This is a genomic window from Pseudobutyrivibrio xylanivorans (assembly GCF_010906925.1).
GTDB lineage: Bacteria > Bacillota > Clostridia > Lachnospirales > Lachnospiraceae > Pseudobutyrivibrio.
The window spans coordinates 266,619-284,869 of the sequence record NZ_VTVE01000004.1; the positions used below are offsets into that span (position 1 = coordinate 266,619).

Here is an 18,251-nt window from a genome sequence, read left to right on the forward strand (position 1 = left end):
ATTTTTATGAAGTTATTATCTTTTGCAGTACCATGTTACAATTCGGCTGCATATATGGAGCACTGTGTTGAGACTCTTTTACATGGTGGCGAGGAAGTAGAGATTATCATTGTGGATGATGGTAGTCAAAAGGATAACACTGCTGAGATAGCAGACAGACTTGCAGCAGAGCATCCTTCTATTATCAAGGCTGTCCATCAGGAAAATGGTGGACATGGTCAGGCAGTAAATACTGGTCTTAAAAATGCTACTGGTCGTTACTTCAAGGTAGTTGACTCAGATGACTGGGTAGATGAAAAAGCTTATGACAAGATTCTCGATGTACTTCGTCGCACAGTTGATGAGGAAAAAGAGCTTGATATGCTTATTTCTAATTATGTATATGAAAAGGAAGGGGCTATCCATAAAAAGGTTATGTCTTACTCAAACCTTCCAAAAGATAGATACTTTACCTGGGATGAGACTGGTCGCTTCAAAAAGGGACAGTACATTCTCATGCATTCAGTAATATATCGTACAGAACTTCTAAGAGATTGTGGATTAGAGCTTCCAAAGCACACATTCTATGTGGACAATCTTTACGTATTCTATCCACTTCCTTACGTTAAGACAATGTACTATCTGGATGTGGAGTTCTATCGTTACTATATTGGTCGCGAGGATCAGTCAGTAAATGAAAAGGTTATGATTAGCCGTATCGATCAGCAGATTAAAGTAAACAAGCTTATGCTTGAGTCATTTGATTACAAGAATATAGAAAATGAGCATGTTAAAAAATACATGTTTAACTATCTTGAGATGATTACTGTTATCTCTACAGTACTTCTTATGAAGAGTGGTACGAAGGAACACCAGCAGAAGCGTCATGACCTATGGAGCTACATCAAGTCAAAGGATGAGTTCATTTATAAGAAGCTTCGCTACGGAATCCTCTGCGGCACTACCAATCTTCCAGGCCACACAGGACGTCTTATTTCTGTCTCAGCCTACAAGATTGCACAGAAGGTGGTTGGGTTTAATTAAACCCAAGATTCAACTAATCATCAAGATTAGGTAGATAGTTATAGTATATAATTCACTAAACAGCATAGTCTAAATTGGCACATATTACTCCAGGAAAGCTTCCTGGAGTTATTTTTTGCCAAAAAATGACACTTATTGCCAGACATCTTTTAAATGAAAAAAATGTGCCGTAATATACTATTCGGACACATGTTGAGCACATATTTCTGTAAGACAGACTTGAATGTAGAAAGATGTGTTTGAGAAGAGGGAGTAACAATGTCTATGAAAAAGTTGACTATGCTTAATAGAATACTGTCTTTGGGACTTGCAACAGCGCTCGCTTTATCGTCACCGATAGTAGCCTATGCGGAGGGTGATAACGAAGCCGTTGCTGCTGAGTACTCAGTTAATAATAATTCTGAAGAGGTCTCATCTTCTGATGCAGGGAGAGCAGAAGATGATGCCACTAGCAGCTCCGAGGAGGACGCATCCATTTCTGGTGATGCAACTTCTGATGATCTAGATGGAGATGCTACATCAAATGATTCCCATGAGGAACAAATTAATAATGGGTCAGAGGACGAGTCAGTAGCCAATGAGGCTGAGGCTACTGATGAGGAGGCTGAAGATGATAAGCTTGAAGATGAGGAGCTTGAGGACGAGGAACTTGAGGAGCTTGAGGACGAAAAGGAATGCAAGCACGAAGAGTTCGAGTACGAGTCAAATTACGATGGAACTCATATCAAGCGCTGCAAGGAATGCGGTGAAGTCATCGAAGAGGCTGAGGAGTGTGAGTTCGATGAGGATGGAATTTGTATCTACTGTGGATACAGAGAAGAAATCGAAGAGGAAGACAAGGAAATCACTCTTGAGTTTGAAAATGATGAAGTAATCGTTACCGTTACAGCAATGAAGAGCGTCTTAAATGGAGCTACATCAGTTAAAGCTGAAAAAGTAACTGATGAAGACCAGTTAGAGGAAGTTGCCAATTCACTTACAGAAGATGCTGAGGAAGCTGGCAAGGAGCTGAAGGCATTTTTAGCTTATGACATTTCTCTTATGAATGATGATGGCAAGGTTGAGCCAAAGGACGGAAGTGTTTCTGTCAACATCGTTAGCTTAAAGGCACCTGAGACAGATGAGGAGCTTGATGGCACAGATGTAGGTATCGTTCACTTTGAGGAGAAGAGCGATTCTACAGAGGCTGTTGATTTGACAGAGGAGTCTACAACATCAGTTGAGACTGGTGATGACATTGCTACAGTTGATGTTTCTTTTGAGACAGAAAGCTTTTCAGTTTTCGCAATCAAGTGGACAACTGCTAGCACAGATAAAAAAGTGGGAACCATTATTTGGAAGGATGGGGACCATGCAAGAACTACTCAGACAGTTAATCTCTATGTTGTAAATCAGTATGGTGACCCAATTGAGAGTGCAACTGGAGAGATTAAATACGAGAACATTGCAACAAATGAAAGTTTGTCCTCTCGTATATCGGCAACATACAATAATTACTTTACAACTCTTGCTAGAGAAATTTCTGTAGAGGGATATACATATAGAGGCGCTTATCTTAATGATAAGAGAGAGCTTACAAATATTAGTTATAAATATGAGCCAGGCCGCGTATATTGGGCGGCTACAATCTACGGACAGGGCGAGAATAACTGGCAGTATATCGCAAATGGAGCAAACAGAGAAAATCAGAGAACATCTGTAAATGTTTTCTTTGTATATCAGGACAATAGAGAGATTGCTGATGACAAGTATTTCTCAGCAAACCTTTTCAATTATAGCAAGGACTCAATTAACAATGCTTCACTTAGAACAGGAAATGCTAACAATGCATTAATTTTCCATGATGGCGGAGACATTATCACAAATGGTTCTGCATACTATCAGCCATGGAACAGATGTAATACTAATTCATCAACAGATAATCCAACAGCATTCCAGGGAATCGTAGGTAATACATTATCAAACAACATGCCTACATTTAACTATGCTGTAGCACCACTTTTTGATCCAGATTCTTGGCTTTTCTCATCTAGAACTGGAGCTAATACCTCTTGGGATAGAAAAGATGATATTTTAGCATACAAAAATGTAGCTATTCCTTTCTATTTTGAAAATGGTTATTACACATTTGATTCTAAGGTAAACGATTATAGATTTGATGAGCCAAATAACCGAATGACTCGTACCCAGAGAAATGATAGTGAGGGTCAGTTCTGGCCATTCTCTGGAACAAAGGACGAGCCACATTTCGGTATGAATTTACAGGTTAACTTCAACATCGCAGAAAATGGCAAGGATGACAATGGAAAAGACACAGTCTTTGAATTCTCTGGCGATGATGATGTTTGGGTATTCATTGATAACAAGTTAGCACTTGATATTGGTGGTATCCACGGCGTTGTATCAGGACGCATCAATTTTGCAACAGGTGATTGCATCGTTGATTCTGCAGCAAGATCTGTAGTTAACAATGGTTCACAGAGCAGAACAAACCTTTATACAAATGTTTTAGGTTATAAGACAGTTGAAGAAGGACGCAAGGCTTTGGCAAAGGGCGGACATACACTTACATTCTTCTACCTTGAGCGTGGCGCTTCTTTATCAAACTGCAAGATTACTTTTAACTTTAAAAATCAAAATATCGCTGTTCCTACAGATGTATATTTCAACAAGGCTGATGGCGCAGGACGTGCATTAGCTGGCGCACAGTTTGGTCTCTATGGTGAGGCTGATACAGAGTGTAAGGGCACAGCACTTTACACAGCTACATCTGATTCAAATGGTAAGGTTTTATTCTCAGCTGTAGAGGCTGGTACCTACTATATGAAGGAGATGACAGCTCCAAAGGGTTACCGAGTAAGCAAGACTATCTACGTAGTAGAAGTTGTAAATGGTACTTCTTCAATTGTAGAAGGTTCAGTTAAATCAAAGTCACAGGGTTCCTTCAAGATTTACAAAAAGGATGATCAGAATAAGAAAGACATTACAACAATTAAGAACTTCAAGAATGAGAATTACAAGAAGAGCCTTACAATCAAGAAGGAATGGGATGACAATAATTCAAGCAGCAGACCAGACGGCATCACATTTGATGTATATGGTACATATGCAGATGATTCTGGCGTAAAGTACATCAAACTTGATGGAACAGTCTGTGGTAGCAAAGAAGCTGCTATTACTCCTGTAATTGTAACAAAGAATGACAATTGGACTAGAACTATTGAAAATCTCAAGATTTTCGCTGATGAGGATTGTACACAGATTATCAGCTGGAATGTTGAGGAGAGAGAGATCGTTGGATATGAGCTGACAGATTATGATGTTACTTATACAGAGAATACTAATATTACAGAAGAAATCTTGATTCCTACCCCAGCTACTGATGGCGGGGAGCGATACAGCCATTTAGATATTGAAGTAGATGCTGTTTCAGATGGAGAGGATTCTGGCAGAAAAATCACTAACATCTACGATTTAGATGGAAATAGTGGAAGAATAACACTCATCGGATACTACGATGACAACTACAGATGGGTTGCTGATTCAAAGAGTGTTCAGATGACTAAGCAAAATGGCTATGAGTGGAGAGCTGATTCACAGAAGCTTGGTCAGAATTCAGTTTTAGCCTTCAAGGTTAGATATGAAGGTTCAAATGATACAAAGCTTGTTATTATCGACAGCAATTCATACTATCCAGAAGATTCTAGATACTATAAGCCATCGACCGAAAAGGTAGGTGGAGAACATGAGCCATATAGAAATGTGGCTATGTACTATACAGGTTCATATAACCCAAGAAATGATTATGTTGATTTAAGCGGTGCAAACCTTTTCACAACGGCAAAGGTTGAGTGCCCAGTCACAATTAGTAATTCAAAGGGTAACTACTACTCAAGCAATTACGGTTATGACAGAACAGGACTTGATTTTATTCTTTCACCAAAGACAATTGCTCAGGTTTCTGTTGAAAAGCTTGGAAACGAGACACATACATTTACAAATAAAAATGTAATGGGTTCTCTTACAATCGAAAAGAAACTCACTGGTAATTCCGCAGTTGCTTCTACAGATACAATGTATGGAATCAGAGTAGAGAGAGTTCTTGAGGATGGCACAACAGAAGTTGTTAGTCCAATTGTAGATGGAGTGGCTCAAACAAATATCATTTCTTACTACAACGGAAATAGATTACTTGGTGTTGGCTACAGCAATGATGCATTTAATATTTTTGCTGACCAGTCACTTACAATCATCGATTTGCTTCCAGGTGAATATAGAGTTACAGAGTGCTATGTTTACGACAAGAATGCAAATGGTGAATACGAGAAGGCTGACTTAGAACGATACGAAACTACAATGTATCAGGTTGTAGATGGAGCTGAGCAAGCACTTTCTCTTATAGAAAGAACTACATCAGTTAATGTAGAGAGTGGAAAGGACAGCCAAGTAAAGGTTGTTAACGAACTTAAGCAGTCTTATGAATTTAAGATAATCAAGAGAAATGCTAATACATATGAGACTCTTGCTGGAGCACAGTTTGAGTTGAGAAACGAAGATGATACATTCACAGTATTTTACGGTGTGACAAATAGTGAAGGCGAAATAATTTGGTTCAACAGTCTTTGGGAAGTAGAAAATCCAGACGCTGCAAATTCAAAGCCTCAGACAGTTAAGGATGGCACATACGTACTTAGAGAGACAAAAGCACCAAAGAGTTTTGCACTTAGCAACGAAGAGTGGATTGTCAAATATGAAAAGTATGAGGGCGTATCTGTAAAGATTAGGTCTTCAAACAAGGTAGTACACGCTACCGTAAATAATGCAGGCAACATCAAAACATACGAATATAGTTTCTATGATGTTGTTGCATATACTCTACCTGAGACAGGTGGAAGGGGAGTCTATGTATATACAATCGGCGGAGTTCTGTTAATGATGGGGGCGGCGCTGTTGTTATATAAATCAAAGAAAAACAATAAAAACAACAAATAAAAAAGGAGAGAAAAAATGAAAAGAATCAGAAAAATCGTTGCTCTTGCGCTTGCGACAGTAATGATGATGGCAATGAGCATTACTGCTTTTGCCGCAGAGAACAACACAACAACACTTACTATCAACAATTTCCCTACAGTAGCTAATGGTTATACTGTAAACGCATATCAGATTGCTTCTGTAGACGAGAACAACCAGATTCAGGTAGTTGATTGGGCAAAGGATGCTTACAAGGCAGTTCCTACAGATGATGACACAACACCTATTGAGATGACAGCAGCAGATGCTAAGGCTTTAGCTGCAGCATTCAAGGCTGATACTACAGTTGATGCTTCTGCAACAATCACAAATGGTGTTGCTACATTCTCAGGCCTTAAGGCTGGTGCTTACTTCTTCAAGGTTGCTAACTTTGATGGAGATCTTGAGTTCAACGCTATGGTTGCTGTAACTGTAGTAAAGGATGCTAATGGTAACTATGTTGCTAAGTCTACAGAGTCTCTTTCAGCTAAGAGTGAGCCAAAGAAGGTAAAGAAGACTGAGGATGACAAGTATGCTTCAACAGTTAACGAAAAGGAAATTACTTATACAGTTGAGACAACAATTCCATATGTAAAGTCTAATGAGATCGTTACAAAGAAGTTTGCACTTGTTGATCACATCACAGGCGGCGCATATTCTGTAAATGCTGATGGAAAGCTTGATATTACAGTTGCTTATGGCGATGTATCAGAGACAAAGTCAGTAGACGTTGTTGACAACGGATTTGAGTTAGACCTTAACTACCTCGTTGAGGATAACGCTCATGCAAACGAAGTAATCACATTTACATACAAGGCTATCGCTTTAGATGTAAAGATTTACAACGATGCTTACACAATTACACCAAGCCATCAGCCAGGTGATGACTTCGATACAACAAGAGTATATTCATACACAGGAAAGCTTGTAGTAGAGAAGTTAGATGACGAGGAGAATCCACTTGAGGGTGCTGAGTTCGTTATCTTAAAGAAGGTTGGCGAAGACAAGTATGAGTATGCTGTACTTGATTCAAACAACAAGCTTACAGGTTGGACAGATGATGAGACAAAGGCTACTCCTATCGTTACAGCAAAGGATGCTAATGGTAAGGCAACAGCTTCTGCATTTGGTTTCGATGTAGCTGACGAAGTAAATGGACAGCTCGTTATGAACACATACTTCTTCAAGGAGACAAAGGCTCCAGAGACATGGACAATCAATCCACAGATTAAGGAAGCAGCTTTCAACGGCACAGTATCACTTGATCAGGCTTCAGCAGATGAGGAGTTCGTAGGCGAGGCACAGTTCATCGATTCTAAGCTTGTACAGCTTCCATTCACAGGTGGTATGGGTACAACAATCTTTACAGTACTCGGTGTAGCTATCATGGCTATTGCAGCAGCACTTTTCTTTGCTACAAAGAGAAAGGCTTCTAAGTAATTAGAATTGATATTTAATCTAACTGGTACTTAGATATAAATATAATTGGTGCAACCCTGGCGTAAGCCAGGGTGTACAGCACCAAGGAGAGGACAGCAATAATGAAGGCATTTTTTCTAAAATATTATAAGACAATAGCCATCGGCGCTCTCATGCTTGCTGGTTTGTCCTTGTTGGTGTACCCACTTGTTGCCAACACTTGGAACAATCACGTTCAATCTACAATAGTTAAGGATTATGAGGCGACAGTTGAGGCAGCCATCCAGGAAGGAACACTTGATGTACAAGCAGAACTTGATAAAGCGACTGTATACAACGAGGAATTACTTCCAAGTATTTTGCCAGATTCCTTTGCAGAGGCAGAGGCAAATGGTGTAGATAGCAATTACATGAGCATTTTAAATGCAAATGGCGATGGAGTTATGGGATACATTCAGATACCTAGTATCAATGTAAAGCTTCCTATTTTCCATACAACAAATGATGATGTACTTCAAATTGGTGTAGGACATCTTGAGGGAAGTTCACTTCCAATAGGTGGGCCTGACACACATTCAGTACTTAGTGCTCATAGAGGTTTGCCAAGTGCCACACTTTTTACAGACCTTGATAAGGTAGAGATTGGAGATGATTTCTTCATTATCATCATGGATGAGTACTATGCATACGAGGTTGATAATATTGATGTGGTTGAGCCTGATGATACTAGCCTACTTGCAGTTCAGCCAGGCAAGGACCTATGTACTCTTATTACATGTACACCATACGGTGTAAATACTGAGAGACTTATGGTTACAGGACACAGGGTAAAGTACACACCAACACTTCTTGCAGATGCCAAGACTCCTACATTTGGAGCCGTAAGTCTTCATACTAATTATCTTTTATGGGTAATCGTAGGACTTGGAATTGTAGGTGCATTTATACTTTTACTTTATTTGTATGACAGAAAGCGCACGAAAAAGGAACAAGCGTGAAACAGAAATTAGTTAGGTTTTTAGTAATTTTATTATTCATAGTTGGAGTTGGATTTTTAGCTTATCCTACCATTTCAAATGAATGGAACAACTATGTGCAGAGCACAGTAATCCGTCAGTATGAGGATTCTCTCAGCCAGATGACAGATGAAGATTATTCCGCTTACTGGGAAGCCGCTAGGGCATTTAATGCAAATATTACTGAAAACGCCATTGGCACAGATGCATTTGGCGCAGCAGCTGATGGAAATGCAGTTACACCAACTGAAGAGTTCTTAAATTCAGAGTACTATTCAGTTTTAAATATTAATGGTGATGGAGTTATGGGCTATTTGTCCATTCCAAAGATAAAAGTGAAGCTGTCCATTATGCATGGTACTTTTGATGAGTACATTCAGACGGCAGTTGGACACATGAATGGTACAGCACTTCCTATCGGAGGTGAGAGTACACATTCAGTTATTGTTGGTCACAGAGGTTTGCCTAGTGCAGAACTTTTTACCAATATTGACCAGCTTCAGGTTGGCGACAAGTTTTACATCCATGTTTTAGATGAAACACTTGCTTATCAGGTAGATGAGATTTCGGATGCTATACCAGCGGAGGATATTAATACTCTTGCTGAAGCAATGAAAGTGGAGCCTGGCAAAGATTACGTTACTTTGTTTACATGTACACCATATGGTGTTAACACTCACAGACTTTTAGTGAGAGGTACAAGAGTTGAGTACCTGGGAGAGGATGAACCTCCAAAGGGTGCCGAGGCCGTTGTAGAAACTGTTAAGAATTATTACGTGATTATCGGTATAGCTGGTTTAATCGTAGCAATTATTCTTATTCTTATAATTCGAAAGTTATTCAAAAAGAGTAATAAGAAAGCTGAAGGGAGAGCTCAGTGAAAAATTTAGGGTTTAGTAGGAAAAAACTTATAGCGATCGCTGCAACAGTAGTTACGCTTGCGGCTTCATTTGGAGCCTACAGTGTAAATGCTGCTGGTCATATTGATTTGACTGCAGATGTAAATATTTCTGCTGCTATTGGAGCGGGAGATACTTCTCAGTTTGCCACAAGCTATGAGGGCGAGATAGTCATTGATTTATATAAAATCGCAGAGCTTGATGAAAGCGGCAATATCAAGGGATTGACTGCTGACTTTGCAAACAGTGGCGCAGACCTTTCAGTTTTAACAAATAAGACTTCTGAAAAGGAAGTTAAAACTGAGATAGTAGAAAAGGTAAAGCCAGTTGCACAATCAGATGCAGTTAAGCCTACTGATACAATTAAAGCTACTAAGACAAAGGATGGCCTTACAAATGCTACAGCTACTATAGCAAATGGCGCAGGTATTTACCTTTTTGTTCCACAGGATTGTTCTGATGCTGATTTTAACTATACATTTACATCATACATTTTATATGCCCCAACAAGTGACTATATAACACTTGGTTCAGGCAGCGATGAATGGAAGTATGATGTAAACTTTTTGCTTAAATCAGAGGCAAAGCCAAAATATGGCAATGTAATTATTACTAAGAATCTAAAGACATTTAATGATTCTCTTGGAACAGCAAGCTTCATATTTGATGTAGAGGCAACAAGAGATTCAAAGACTGTTTTCAGCAATGTTTACACACTTACATTTGATAAAAATGACAATTATGTAGACGGAGCTTTTACAAAATCAATTACTATTGACAAGGTTCCAGCAGGAACAACAATCACTGTTACAGAAGTGTATTCAGGGGCTAGCTACCAGATAGATGTTGAGGAGAACAAGACTCAGACAATTGAGGATTTAAAGGCTGGTGAAACTGGAACAGTAGAATTTACAAATGACTACGATGAGCATCTTAAAGAGGGCGGTATTAGCGTAGTAAATACATTTGAAAAAGTAGAGACCACAACTGATGGACTTGAAACTGTAAAATATAACTATACAGGAAACAATATAGAGGGAGGCAATTAAAGTATGAAGTTTAAAAAGTATCTTATGATTGCCGCAGCTCTAGCGCTTGTGAGTTTGGCGTCAGTCAAAACTACAATGGCTTATTTTACAGACCATAAGGAGACAACTGGTGGAGTGACACTTTCTCTTGGAGATTCTAGACTTACTCCACATGAGACAGTTGAAGGCCTTGTTAAGCATATTACTATTGAAAACACAGGTAACTATGATGTTTTCATAAGAGTAAAGGCTGTATATGGGAGCAATTATGATGCATCTGTTGTTGATAATACATCAGTTGGTTGGGAGCTTAAGGATGATGGCTACTACTATTACAAGGATGTAGTTAAGGCTCACGAGACTGCACCAGAATTACAGCTTCAGATCAAGGTTAAGGATAACACAGCTATAGAAAATAGCTTTAATGTAGTAATCGTTCAGGAGGCTACACTTGCCATTTACGATGGTGACAAGGTTTCGGCTGATTGGAGTAAGACTGTTATGAGTCGTCAAGACTATGATGCAAAGTTTCCTACTCAGGTAGATGGAACAATAGAGCAGCAAAATCAGTCTACTGATACAGATAACGGACAAGGGGAGGGTGATAACTAATGAAAAAGATAGTAAAAAATCCTCTTGTAATACTTGCAGTTGGAGTGCTTATTGTGGCAGCAAGCTCTGTTGGAGCTACAAGAGCAGCTATTTCATATTCCAACAAAGCAGATCAGGTTAATTTTTCAACAGCCAAGCTTCAGGTGGAGCTTCAAGAAAAGCAGGGGGATGATTATGCGGTAGTTAGTGATGAGGATTCCCTTACATTTCCAGCTATCGCTGAGGCAATGAAGACCAATGATTCGGATAAGTCTAATGACATTCCTTTCACTGTTGGCAAGAAATATGATGAAAATGTGAGAGTGGTCAATACTTCTGAAGGTGGCTATGATGAGTACGTGAGAGTATCTGTATATAAATACTGGAAGGATGGAAAGAACAAGGATACATTTCTTGATCCTAAGCTTATTGATCTAGAGGTAGCTAATGGATGGTATGAAGATAAGACAGCAGAGACCCTAGAGCGCAAAGTTTATTATTTAGCGAAGCCTCTTGCTTACAATGAGTCTCACGACTTTATTAAATCAGTCACAATCGGCAACGAGGTCCTTACTTATGTGAAGACAGTAGATGGTGACAAGACTGGTGTTGTCGTTGACGAGTATCAGTACAACGGCAAGACATTTTATGTTGAAATTATGGTAGATGCCGTCCAGACACACAACGCTACGGATGCAATACGTGGAGCATGGGGAGTTCATGCAGAAGTTGATGATAATGGTGTTATTACTTCAATAAATGGAGCAGCAGTTAACTAATAGGAGAGAATAATGAAAAAGTTACATTTGAATATAGTTCTTGCTCTCATAGTGATGACCGCAGGCTTCACTTTTGCAGGAACGACAGCGCATGCAGAGACACTTAAAATTGAACCATGGGATGTTACATATACAGGTTCATCAATGAAATCTAATTATGACCCAGCAAAGGCAGTTATTAAGGATACTATGCCAGGGGATACTATCGAATACACTGTAAACTATATTAATGATTCAAAATCAGATGCTACATTCTATATGAGTGCAGATGTTATTAAGACTTTGGAAGAGGGATCTATAGCAACAGGCGGATCTTATACATATAAGATTACATGTTCTGAAATGGAGGAGCCACTATTTGACAGTGAGACAATCGGTGGTGATGAGAATGCTTCAGCAGTTGTAGGTCTTAATCAGGTTAATGGCAACGAGGGCTCATATTTTTCTCTTGGTTCATTAGAAGTTGGTAAATCTGGTCAGGTGACAGTTACAGTTACTCTTGACGGTAACTCACAGACTAACAATTATATGTCTACACTTGCTGAGCTTGAGATTAAATTTGGTGCAGAACCAACTGACTCAGCTCGGGAAGGTGATAAAGAAGAACGTCACAACACAGTGGTAAAGAGAGTTGTTAATACTCTTGATGGTGGCACAGAAGTGGTAGTTATCGAGGATGATTCTATTCCTCTTGATGGCGGTAATCCACTTACTGGCGATTCACTTTTCCCTCTTGTTATGTGTGGAATCGCTCTTTTTGCAGGTCTTTTGATGATTTTATGGTATTTCATCATTACAAGAGACAGGAAAGAAGAGGAGGTGGCCTAGATGAAAAAAGCAAAGAAATTACTTGGCCTCATCCTTACATTTGTCTTTGTACTTACACTTGCAAATCTTAACCCTAATGTAGCAAAGGCTGAAAGCTATACATACCAGGTTAAAATTTTAATAGGCAATAATGAGGATGCCTCATTTATTAGCGAGGGTGTTGATTCACTTAAAGCTAAATACGGTGACGAGCGTGTGTCTGTAAAAGATGATGTGCTTAAAATCGATGAGCTTAAATATGGCGAAGAAATAGATATTCGCGTAGATCAGTTGATTCAGATTAGTCCAAATGCTAAGACAGGAAATACAAAGTATTATCTTAGCGGACTTAGAGTTTCCGGCGGGGATACAATTGTTACACAGGCAACAAAAGATGCAGATGGTAACAGAGCAGTGAATTTAAATGGAACTGTTGAGGGAGACGAGGATTACGTTGTAGCTTATGGCGTAGGTTCTACCATTCCTTATACAGTCAAATACGTGGATGCTGATGGTAATGCACTTGCTCCAGATGATATTTACTGGGGTACACTAGGTGAGATTGTTTTAGTTCCAGCAAGACATATCGATAATTATTATCCAGATGCACTTTATCGCACAACATCTTCAGGTCTTAAAGAGAATACAGTATTTACATTCCAGTACACTAAGAACAACGGAAGAGTAGTATATATCGATGAGACAACATACTCATCTGACACAGTCTATGGTGAGCCAGTTTACGAGTACCAGTATGTAAATCGTGGCACTAGAACAGCAGATGGTGGAAGAACTACTCGTCCAGCTGCTGGCGGTGGAAATGGTGCAGCAAATGCAGATGCAAACGCCGGTGAAGATAATGCTGAAGCTGGTGATGGAAATGATGGTGCCGGTGCTGATGAGACCACTATCGAGGATGAGCAGACACCACTTGATGTGATTGACATCGACGACCCAGATACTGCAAAGCACGGCGAGACTGCAAAAGATAATTTCAGACGCAATATGATTATTGGAATCTTAATTGCTATTATCGCAGTAGTTATAATCCTTATCGCACTACTTGTTGCAAACAAAAAGCGCAAGGCTGTAATTGCCAAGGTAGAAGAGAAAAAGGATGCAAAAGAATAATTTGTAAAACATGGCGCCCAACTTCGGTTGGGCGCTTTTTTGTGCTATAATTGGCCTATGGAGAAAATATTAAGAGTAATAGGGAAGATATTATTAATAATGGTGATTGTGGCATTTGTGCCTATAGTGTTTCCTAAGTTGCTAGGATACCAGAGCTATAATGTCATATCAGGTTCGATGGAGCCGACTATTCCGGTTGGATCCATAGTTTATGTTAAGCCGGTGGATTTTTCTGAGATCTCAGAGGGAGATATTATTTCATTTGAGGCAGGTGCCAGCGTAGTCACTCATAGAGTGGAGTCTATCGACGAGAGTCAGATGCTCATTACTACGAAGGGTGATGCCAATGAAACCGCTGATTTCACACCAGTGGCTTATACCAATGTCTTAGGAAAGGCAGAGAAATATTTTCCTATAATGGGAAATGTGGCCGCTTTTATATCGGAGCCAGTAGGAAAGATAGTAGCCATTGTTATGGTGCTTGTTGGGGCTATATTATCTAGCGTTGGAGAGAAATCAAAAAAGAAAAAGGCAGATGAGGATGAGCCTGAAAAGAAAAAGAAATCAGGTTTAAATCCTAAAATTATTTTGTTCACTGGACTTGTAATTGTATTTGGCTCTGTTGCTGGTTTCCTTTTTATTTACATGGGATATCAGAAGTCTAATGATTTATATAACAATTTAAATGAAAAATATGTAAATTTATCCGAGACTAATCAGCAATGGTATGATATGATGGATGTCGATGTTTCGTCGCTTCAGGCGATTAATCCTGATGTAATAGGCTGGCTATATGTTGAGGGAACAGATATAAGCTATCCTATATTATATTCAGGGGATGATGACAAATATTTGCGTATGACTATGGATGGTGAGAGTGCTACGGCAGGTAGTATTTTTCTGGAGGGATATAATCTCCCTAATTTCGCTGACAGTCATAATGTAATTTATGGCCACAACATGAGAAATCTTTCAATGTTTGGCAGCTTGAAGTTCTATAAAACAGATGATAACTATCTGCAGGAGCATAAGTATTTCCAGATTATCACTGCAGATAAAAAGTATAGATATGAGATATTCTCATATTTTGATACGGATGCCGCTTCTTGGGTATATGGTGTGCCTTACTCGGATTCCGACGAGTTTGGTGATTATATCAGTGAGCTATTAAATCATTCGTATAAAGATATTGAAATAGGAAAGGACCTAACTTCTAAAGATAAGGTGACCACACTTTCTACTTGTTCAACATCGGGGAGGAGATTCACAGTGCATGGCTACCTTTGTGAGACCTATTGATTATCTAAAATAGACATATAGGGACAGGGTAACATTGGTTACTTTGTCCCCTTTTTTTTACTTTAAAAGAGCGTTATATTAAATAATGAAAACAGTGAAAAAGGTGTGTTACATAATTATTTGGCAAAAACGTCCATTATTTGGCAAGAACAGTTACGAAAAGCTCTTTTAAAATAAAATCAACGTGATACAATAACTCATACATTGAGGTTAGATTTAATTTTTTGTATAAACGAGAGAGGTTATACATTATGTCAAAGAAAAAAGTTGAAAATTTATTAAAAGGAGTTGCCATTACAGGTGCAACAGTTGGAGGTGCTTCTGTATTCGGGGACGCAAATTTAGCATATGCTGCCGAGCTTGGAGAGGAGCAGGCGGCCGCCAATGCTGGAGGGGTAATTACAGTAGAGGTTACTCAAGAGCAGGCGCGAGAAGTTGTTGAAACTACTGTCGAGAGCGTACAGGAGGAGACAACCCAAGAGACTGTGGTCGAGGAGACGGCTACGGAACTTGAAGAGGTTGACCTAACAGCTCAGGCGACAGCGGTAAATGCCGAGGGGGAAAACGTAGAAGCTCAAGGAACAATGGGGGATGATGTTTCTTCAGAAGTAATAGCTCAATCTGAAGCAGCTAGCACTTCTTTTTCTACAGAAGAGTCACAGATTTCTTCGACATCAAATTCAGCAGCCGAATCATTAACATCAGAAAACGAGTCAATCGCTAGTACATCAGAGTCAGCAGCAGAGTCTTTAGCATCAGAGAACGAGTCTCTTGCCAGCACATCAGAGTCAGCAGCAGAGTCTTTAACATCTGAGAATGAGTCACTTGCTAGCACATCAGAGTCAGCATCTGAAAAAATGAATTCTGAGAGCGAGAGTCTTTCTGAGGCTATGTCTGAGGCAGAGTCTTCATATGATTCAGCTTCAACTTCTTTCTCAGAAGGTGCAGAAGATGATTATCTTGAAAATCTTATTAAGGAAATCGAAGAAGCAAGAGCTGAGCTTGAGGCAGTACAGAGAAGAGCTATAAGAAATGGTCAGTATCTTAACCATGATGATAGATCAAATAACTACTATGGTTATGGTGATAAGCTTGCGAACCTTCTTATTCAGTATTCTTTCTATCAGGAAGGTTACGTTGGAGAAATCCTTTATAGTGATTGGGATTTCAGCAACTACAATACTAACGGTGTAAAGGTTACTTACATCGATGCAGCAGGCGAGACAAAATATGCGTATTTTGATTATGTAACAGTAGATAAAGCAGGAAATGCATTAGTTCCAGGATTCTATGATAGCCCTTCTCAGGGCAAAGAGCATGACAATCCAAATGTAGTATCTGGAATCATGGTTGTTAAGAAGACAAACCAGTATACGGATGCTAATGGCAATGTGCTCACATGGAAGTATGAAACAGAGACAGCTGCTGATGGTACTGAGTCAACAGTATGTCGTTACTATGTAAATGGCCAGCAAATAGCTGACGATGTAAAGGTTACAATCAAGGAAGATGATTCATTTACTCTTTCTTGGAATTCATATAATGGAACTACAAAAAATGTTGTAGCTCAGAATAATAATCCATGGTCAAACATTTATTATTCAGAAGATGGACAGGTTATCTATCATGATTTAGGTAGCTATACATCTGCAGATAATATTTGGAATGGACAGCTTTCAGGTGTTTGCAGAAACTCTGCAGACAATACCCTTGGTGTAGTCGTTTCTAATTCACAGGGCGTTGGAACATACTCAACACTTAAAGATGGTAATGGAAATACAGTTTCTTACAACAATCAGAGAATCAAGATTGGTGGTAAGACTTATTTCTATAGAAATTCTAGAATTGTTAACAATGGAAATGGCACATATACATTTACAGCTACTATAGATGATCATGGTGCAAGTAATTGGACACAGACTGTTACTTTATATACATCAGCTAGCTCAACAAGCTACAGTGTTAATTTTAAGGATAGCTTTGTAGCAAAAGCTAAGGAAGACACAGACGTATACTTCAACAATGCTGGTCAGGCAAAAGACGGCAACTTTGGAGTTAAGGGATATACATATTTCTCAATCAATGATTTTGATAAGGGAAAAGATGATTACGCTCATGAGAGAAGTGAGTTTACTTCGGTTTCAGATTCTGTAAGTGAGACTGTATCTGAAGTTTCTTCTGAGTCTGATTCTTGGACAGAATCAATCAGCGAGAGCGCGAAGGCATCTGAGAGTTCATCAGCTTCAAGAAGTGAGTCAATGTCTGAAAGTGCATCTGCATCTAATCAGTCATCTCAGTCAAGAAGTGAATCATTATCAGAGAGTGCATCTGCTTCAGCCCAGACTTCTGAGTCACGTAGCCAGTCATTATCAGAGAGCGCTAAAGCATCTGAAAGCGCATCTCTTTCAAGATCTGAGTCAGTGAGTGCTTCTAATTCAGCAAGCGCGTCAATGAGCCAGAGTATAAGCGAGTCACTTAGCGCAAGCCTTTCACAGTACATCAGTGAGAGTATTTCAGCAAGCCAGAGTGCATCATTATCTGCAAGCACAAGCGCAAGCATCTCAGCAAGTGAAAGTGCGTCAACAAGTGCAAGCACATCAGCTAGTGAATCTGCATCAACATCAGCTTCACTAAGCAACAGTGCATCAGCTTCTGAGTCAACATCAGCAAGCCAGAGCAGCTCAGCATCAGCAAGTGAGTCAGCAAGCACAAGCGCCTCAACAAGCGCAAGCACTTCAGCAAGTGCAAGCACATCAGCAAGTACAAGTGCATCAACAAGTGCAAGTACTTCAGCTAGTGAATCTGCATCAACATCAGCTTCACTAAGCAACAGTGCATCAGCTTCTGAGTCAACATCAGCAAGCCAGAGCAGCTCAGCGTCAGCAAGTGAGAGTGCATCAATAAGCGCAAGTACATCAGCTTCTGAGTCAACATCAGCAAGTCAGAGCAGCTCAGCATCAGCAAGTGAGTCAGCAAGCACAAGCGCATCGACAAGTGCAAGTACATCAGCAAGCGAGAGTGCATCGACAAGTGCAAGCACTTCGGCAAGTGAGAGTGCATCGACATCTGCAAGTACAAGTGCAAGCACATCAGCAAGTGAAAGTGCATCGACAAGTGCGAGTACATCAGCTAGTGAATCTGCATCAACATCAGCTTCACTAAGCAACAGTGCATCAGCTTCTGAGTCAACATCAGCAAGCCAGAGCAGCTCAGCGTCAGCAAGTGAGTCAGCAAGTACAAGTGCGTCAA

12 protein-coding genes are annotated in these 18,251 nt (G+C 39.6%); all 12 read left to right on the plus strand.

Annotation, left to right across the window (positions count from 1 at the left end; all coding sequences use genetic code 11):
• Positions 1 to 6 precede the first annotated feature (6 nt).
• Positions 7 to 1,023, plus strand: coding sequence for a glycosyltransferase family 2 protein (locus F0Q01_RS12510; RefSeq protein ID WP_090489108.1), 1,017 nt, complete (start codon positions 7 to 9; stop codon positions 1,021 to 1,023).
• Between the two features lie 2,253 nt (positions 1,024 to 3,276).
• Positions 3,277 to 6,015, plus strand: a complete 2,739-nt coding sequence (locus tag F0Q01_RS14030) for a SpaA isopeptide-forming pilin-related protein (RefSeq protein WP_420371914.1) — start codon at positions 3,277 to 3,279, stop codon at positions 6,013 to 6,015.
• Between the two features lie 15 nt (positions 6,016 to 6,030).
• Complete coding sequence (locus F0Q01_RS12520) at positions 6,031 to 7,473, plus strand: SpaA isopeptide-forming pilin-related protein (RefSeq protein WP_090489110.1); 1,443 nt, start codon at positions 6,031 to 6,033, stop codon at positions 7,471 to 7,473.
• Between the two features lie 101 nt (positions 7,474 to 7,574).
• Positions 7,575 to 8,450, plus strand: coding sequence for a class C sortase (locus F0Q01_RS12525; protein ID WP_090489111.1), 876 nt, complete (start codon positions 7,575 to 7,577; stop codon positions 8,448 to 8,450).
• Positions 8,447 to 9,349 carry a class C sortase gene (locus F0Q01_RS12530; RefSeq protein WP_090489112.1) on the plus strand — a complete coding sequence of 301 codons (903 nt, stop codon included), beginning with the start codon at positions 8,447 to 8,449 and terminating at the stop codon, positions 9,347 to 9,349. Before F0Q01_RS12525 ends, F0Q01_RS12530 begins: the two co-directional genes overlap by 4 nt.
• Positions 9,346 to 10,416 carry a DUF5979 domain-containing protein gene (locus F0Q01_RS13990; protein ID WP_090489113.1) on the plus strand — a complete coding sequence of 357 codons (1,071 nt, stop codon included), beginning with the start codon at positions 9,346 to 9,348 and terminating at the stop codon, positions 10,414 to 10,416. Before F0Q01_RS12530 ends, F0Q01_RS13990 begins: the two co-directional genes overlap by 4 nt.
• Positions 10,417 to 10,419: 3 nt before the next feature.
• A complete protein-coding gene (locus F0Q01_RS12540) occupies positions 10,420 to 11,007 on the plus strand; it encodes a hypothetical protein (protein WP_090489114.1) in 588 nt (195 codons plus the stop codon).
• Positions 11,007 to 11,765 carry a hypothetical protein gene (locus tag F0Q01_RS12545; RefSeq protein ID WP_090489115.1) on the plus strand — a complete coding sequence of 253 codons (759 nt, stop codon included), beginning with the start codon at positions 11,007 to 11,009 and terminating at the stop codon, positions 11,763 to 11,765. Before F0Q01_RS12540 ends, F0Q01_RS12545 begins: the two co-directional genes overlap by 1 nt.
• 12 nt (positions 11,766 to 11,777) lie before the next feature.
• A complete protein-coding gene (locus F0Q01_RS12550) occupies positions 11,778 to 12,593 on the plus strand; it encodes a hypothetical protein (RefSeq protein ID WP_090489116.1) in 816 nt (271 codons plus the stop codon).
• Complete coding sequence (locus F0Q01_RS12555; protein WP_090489118.1) at positions 12,594 to 13,703, plus strand: hypothetical protein; 1,110 nt, start codon at positions 12,594 to 12,596, stop codon at positions 13,701 to 13,703.
• Between the two features lie 57 nt (positions 13,704 to 13,760).
• Entirely contained in the window at positions 13,761 to 15,002 is a 1,242-nt protein-coding gene (srtB, locus tag F0Q01_RS12560) for a class B sortase (protein WP_143096667.1), read from the plus strand.
• A gap of 251 nt (positions 15,003 to 15,253) precedes the next feature.
• Positions 15,254 to 18,251: hypothetical protein (locus tag F0Q01_RS13795; RefSeq protein ID WP_420371913.1), on the plus strand; the 2,998-nt coding region annotated here is incomplete at its 3' end.

Excerpts from the sequence above, each read along its gene's own strand:
- F0Q01_RS12550 (WP_090489116.1), top strand. The coding sequence starts at position 11,778 with ATGAAAAAGTTACATTTGAATATAGTTCTTGCTCTCATAGTGATGACC.
- F0Q01_RS12510 (WP_090489108.1), top strand. The coding sequence starts at position 7 with ATGAAGTTATTATCTTTTGCAGTACCATGTTACAATTCGGCTGCATAT.
- srtB (WP_143096667.1), top strand. The coding sequence starts at position 13,761 with ATGGAGAAAATATTAAGAGTAATAGGGAAGATATTATTAATAATGGTG.
- F0Q01_RS12555 (WP_090489118.1), top strand. The coding sequence starts at position 12,594 with ATGAAAAAAGCAAAGAAATTACTTGGCCTCATCCTTACATTTGTCTTT.
- F0Q01_RS14030 (WP_420371914.1), top strand. The coding sequence starts at position 3,277 with ATGAATTTACAGGTTAACTTCAACATCGCAGAAAATGGCAAGGATGAC.
- F0Q01_RS12525 (WP_090489111.1), top strand. The coding sequence starts at position 7,575 with ATGAAGGCATTTTTTCTAAAATATTATAAGACAATAGCCATCGGCGCT.
- F0Q01_RS12545 (WP_090489115.1), top strand. The coding sequence starts at position 11,007 with ATGAAAAAGATAGTAAAAAATCCTCTTGTAATACTTGCAGTTGGAGTG.
- F0Q01_RS12540 (WP_090489114.1), top strand. The coding sequence starts at position 10,420 with ATGAAGTTTAAAAAGTATCTTATGATTGCCGCAGCTCTAGCGCTTGTG.
- F0Q01_RS12520 (WP_090489110.1), top strand. The coding sequence starts at position 6,031 with ATGAAAAGAATCAGAAAAATCGTTGCTCTTGCGCTTGCGACAGTAATG.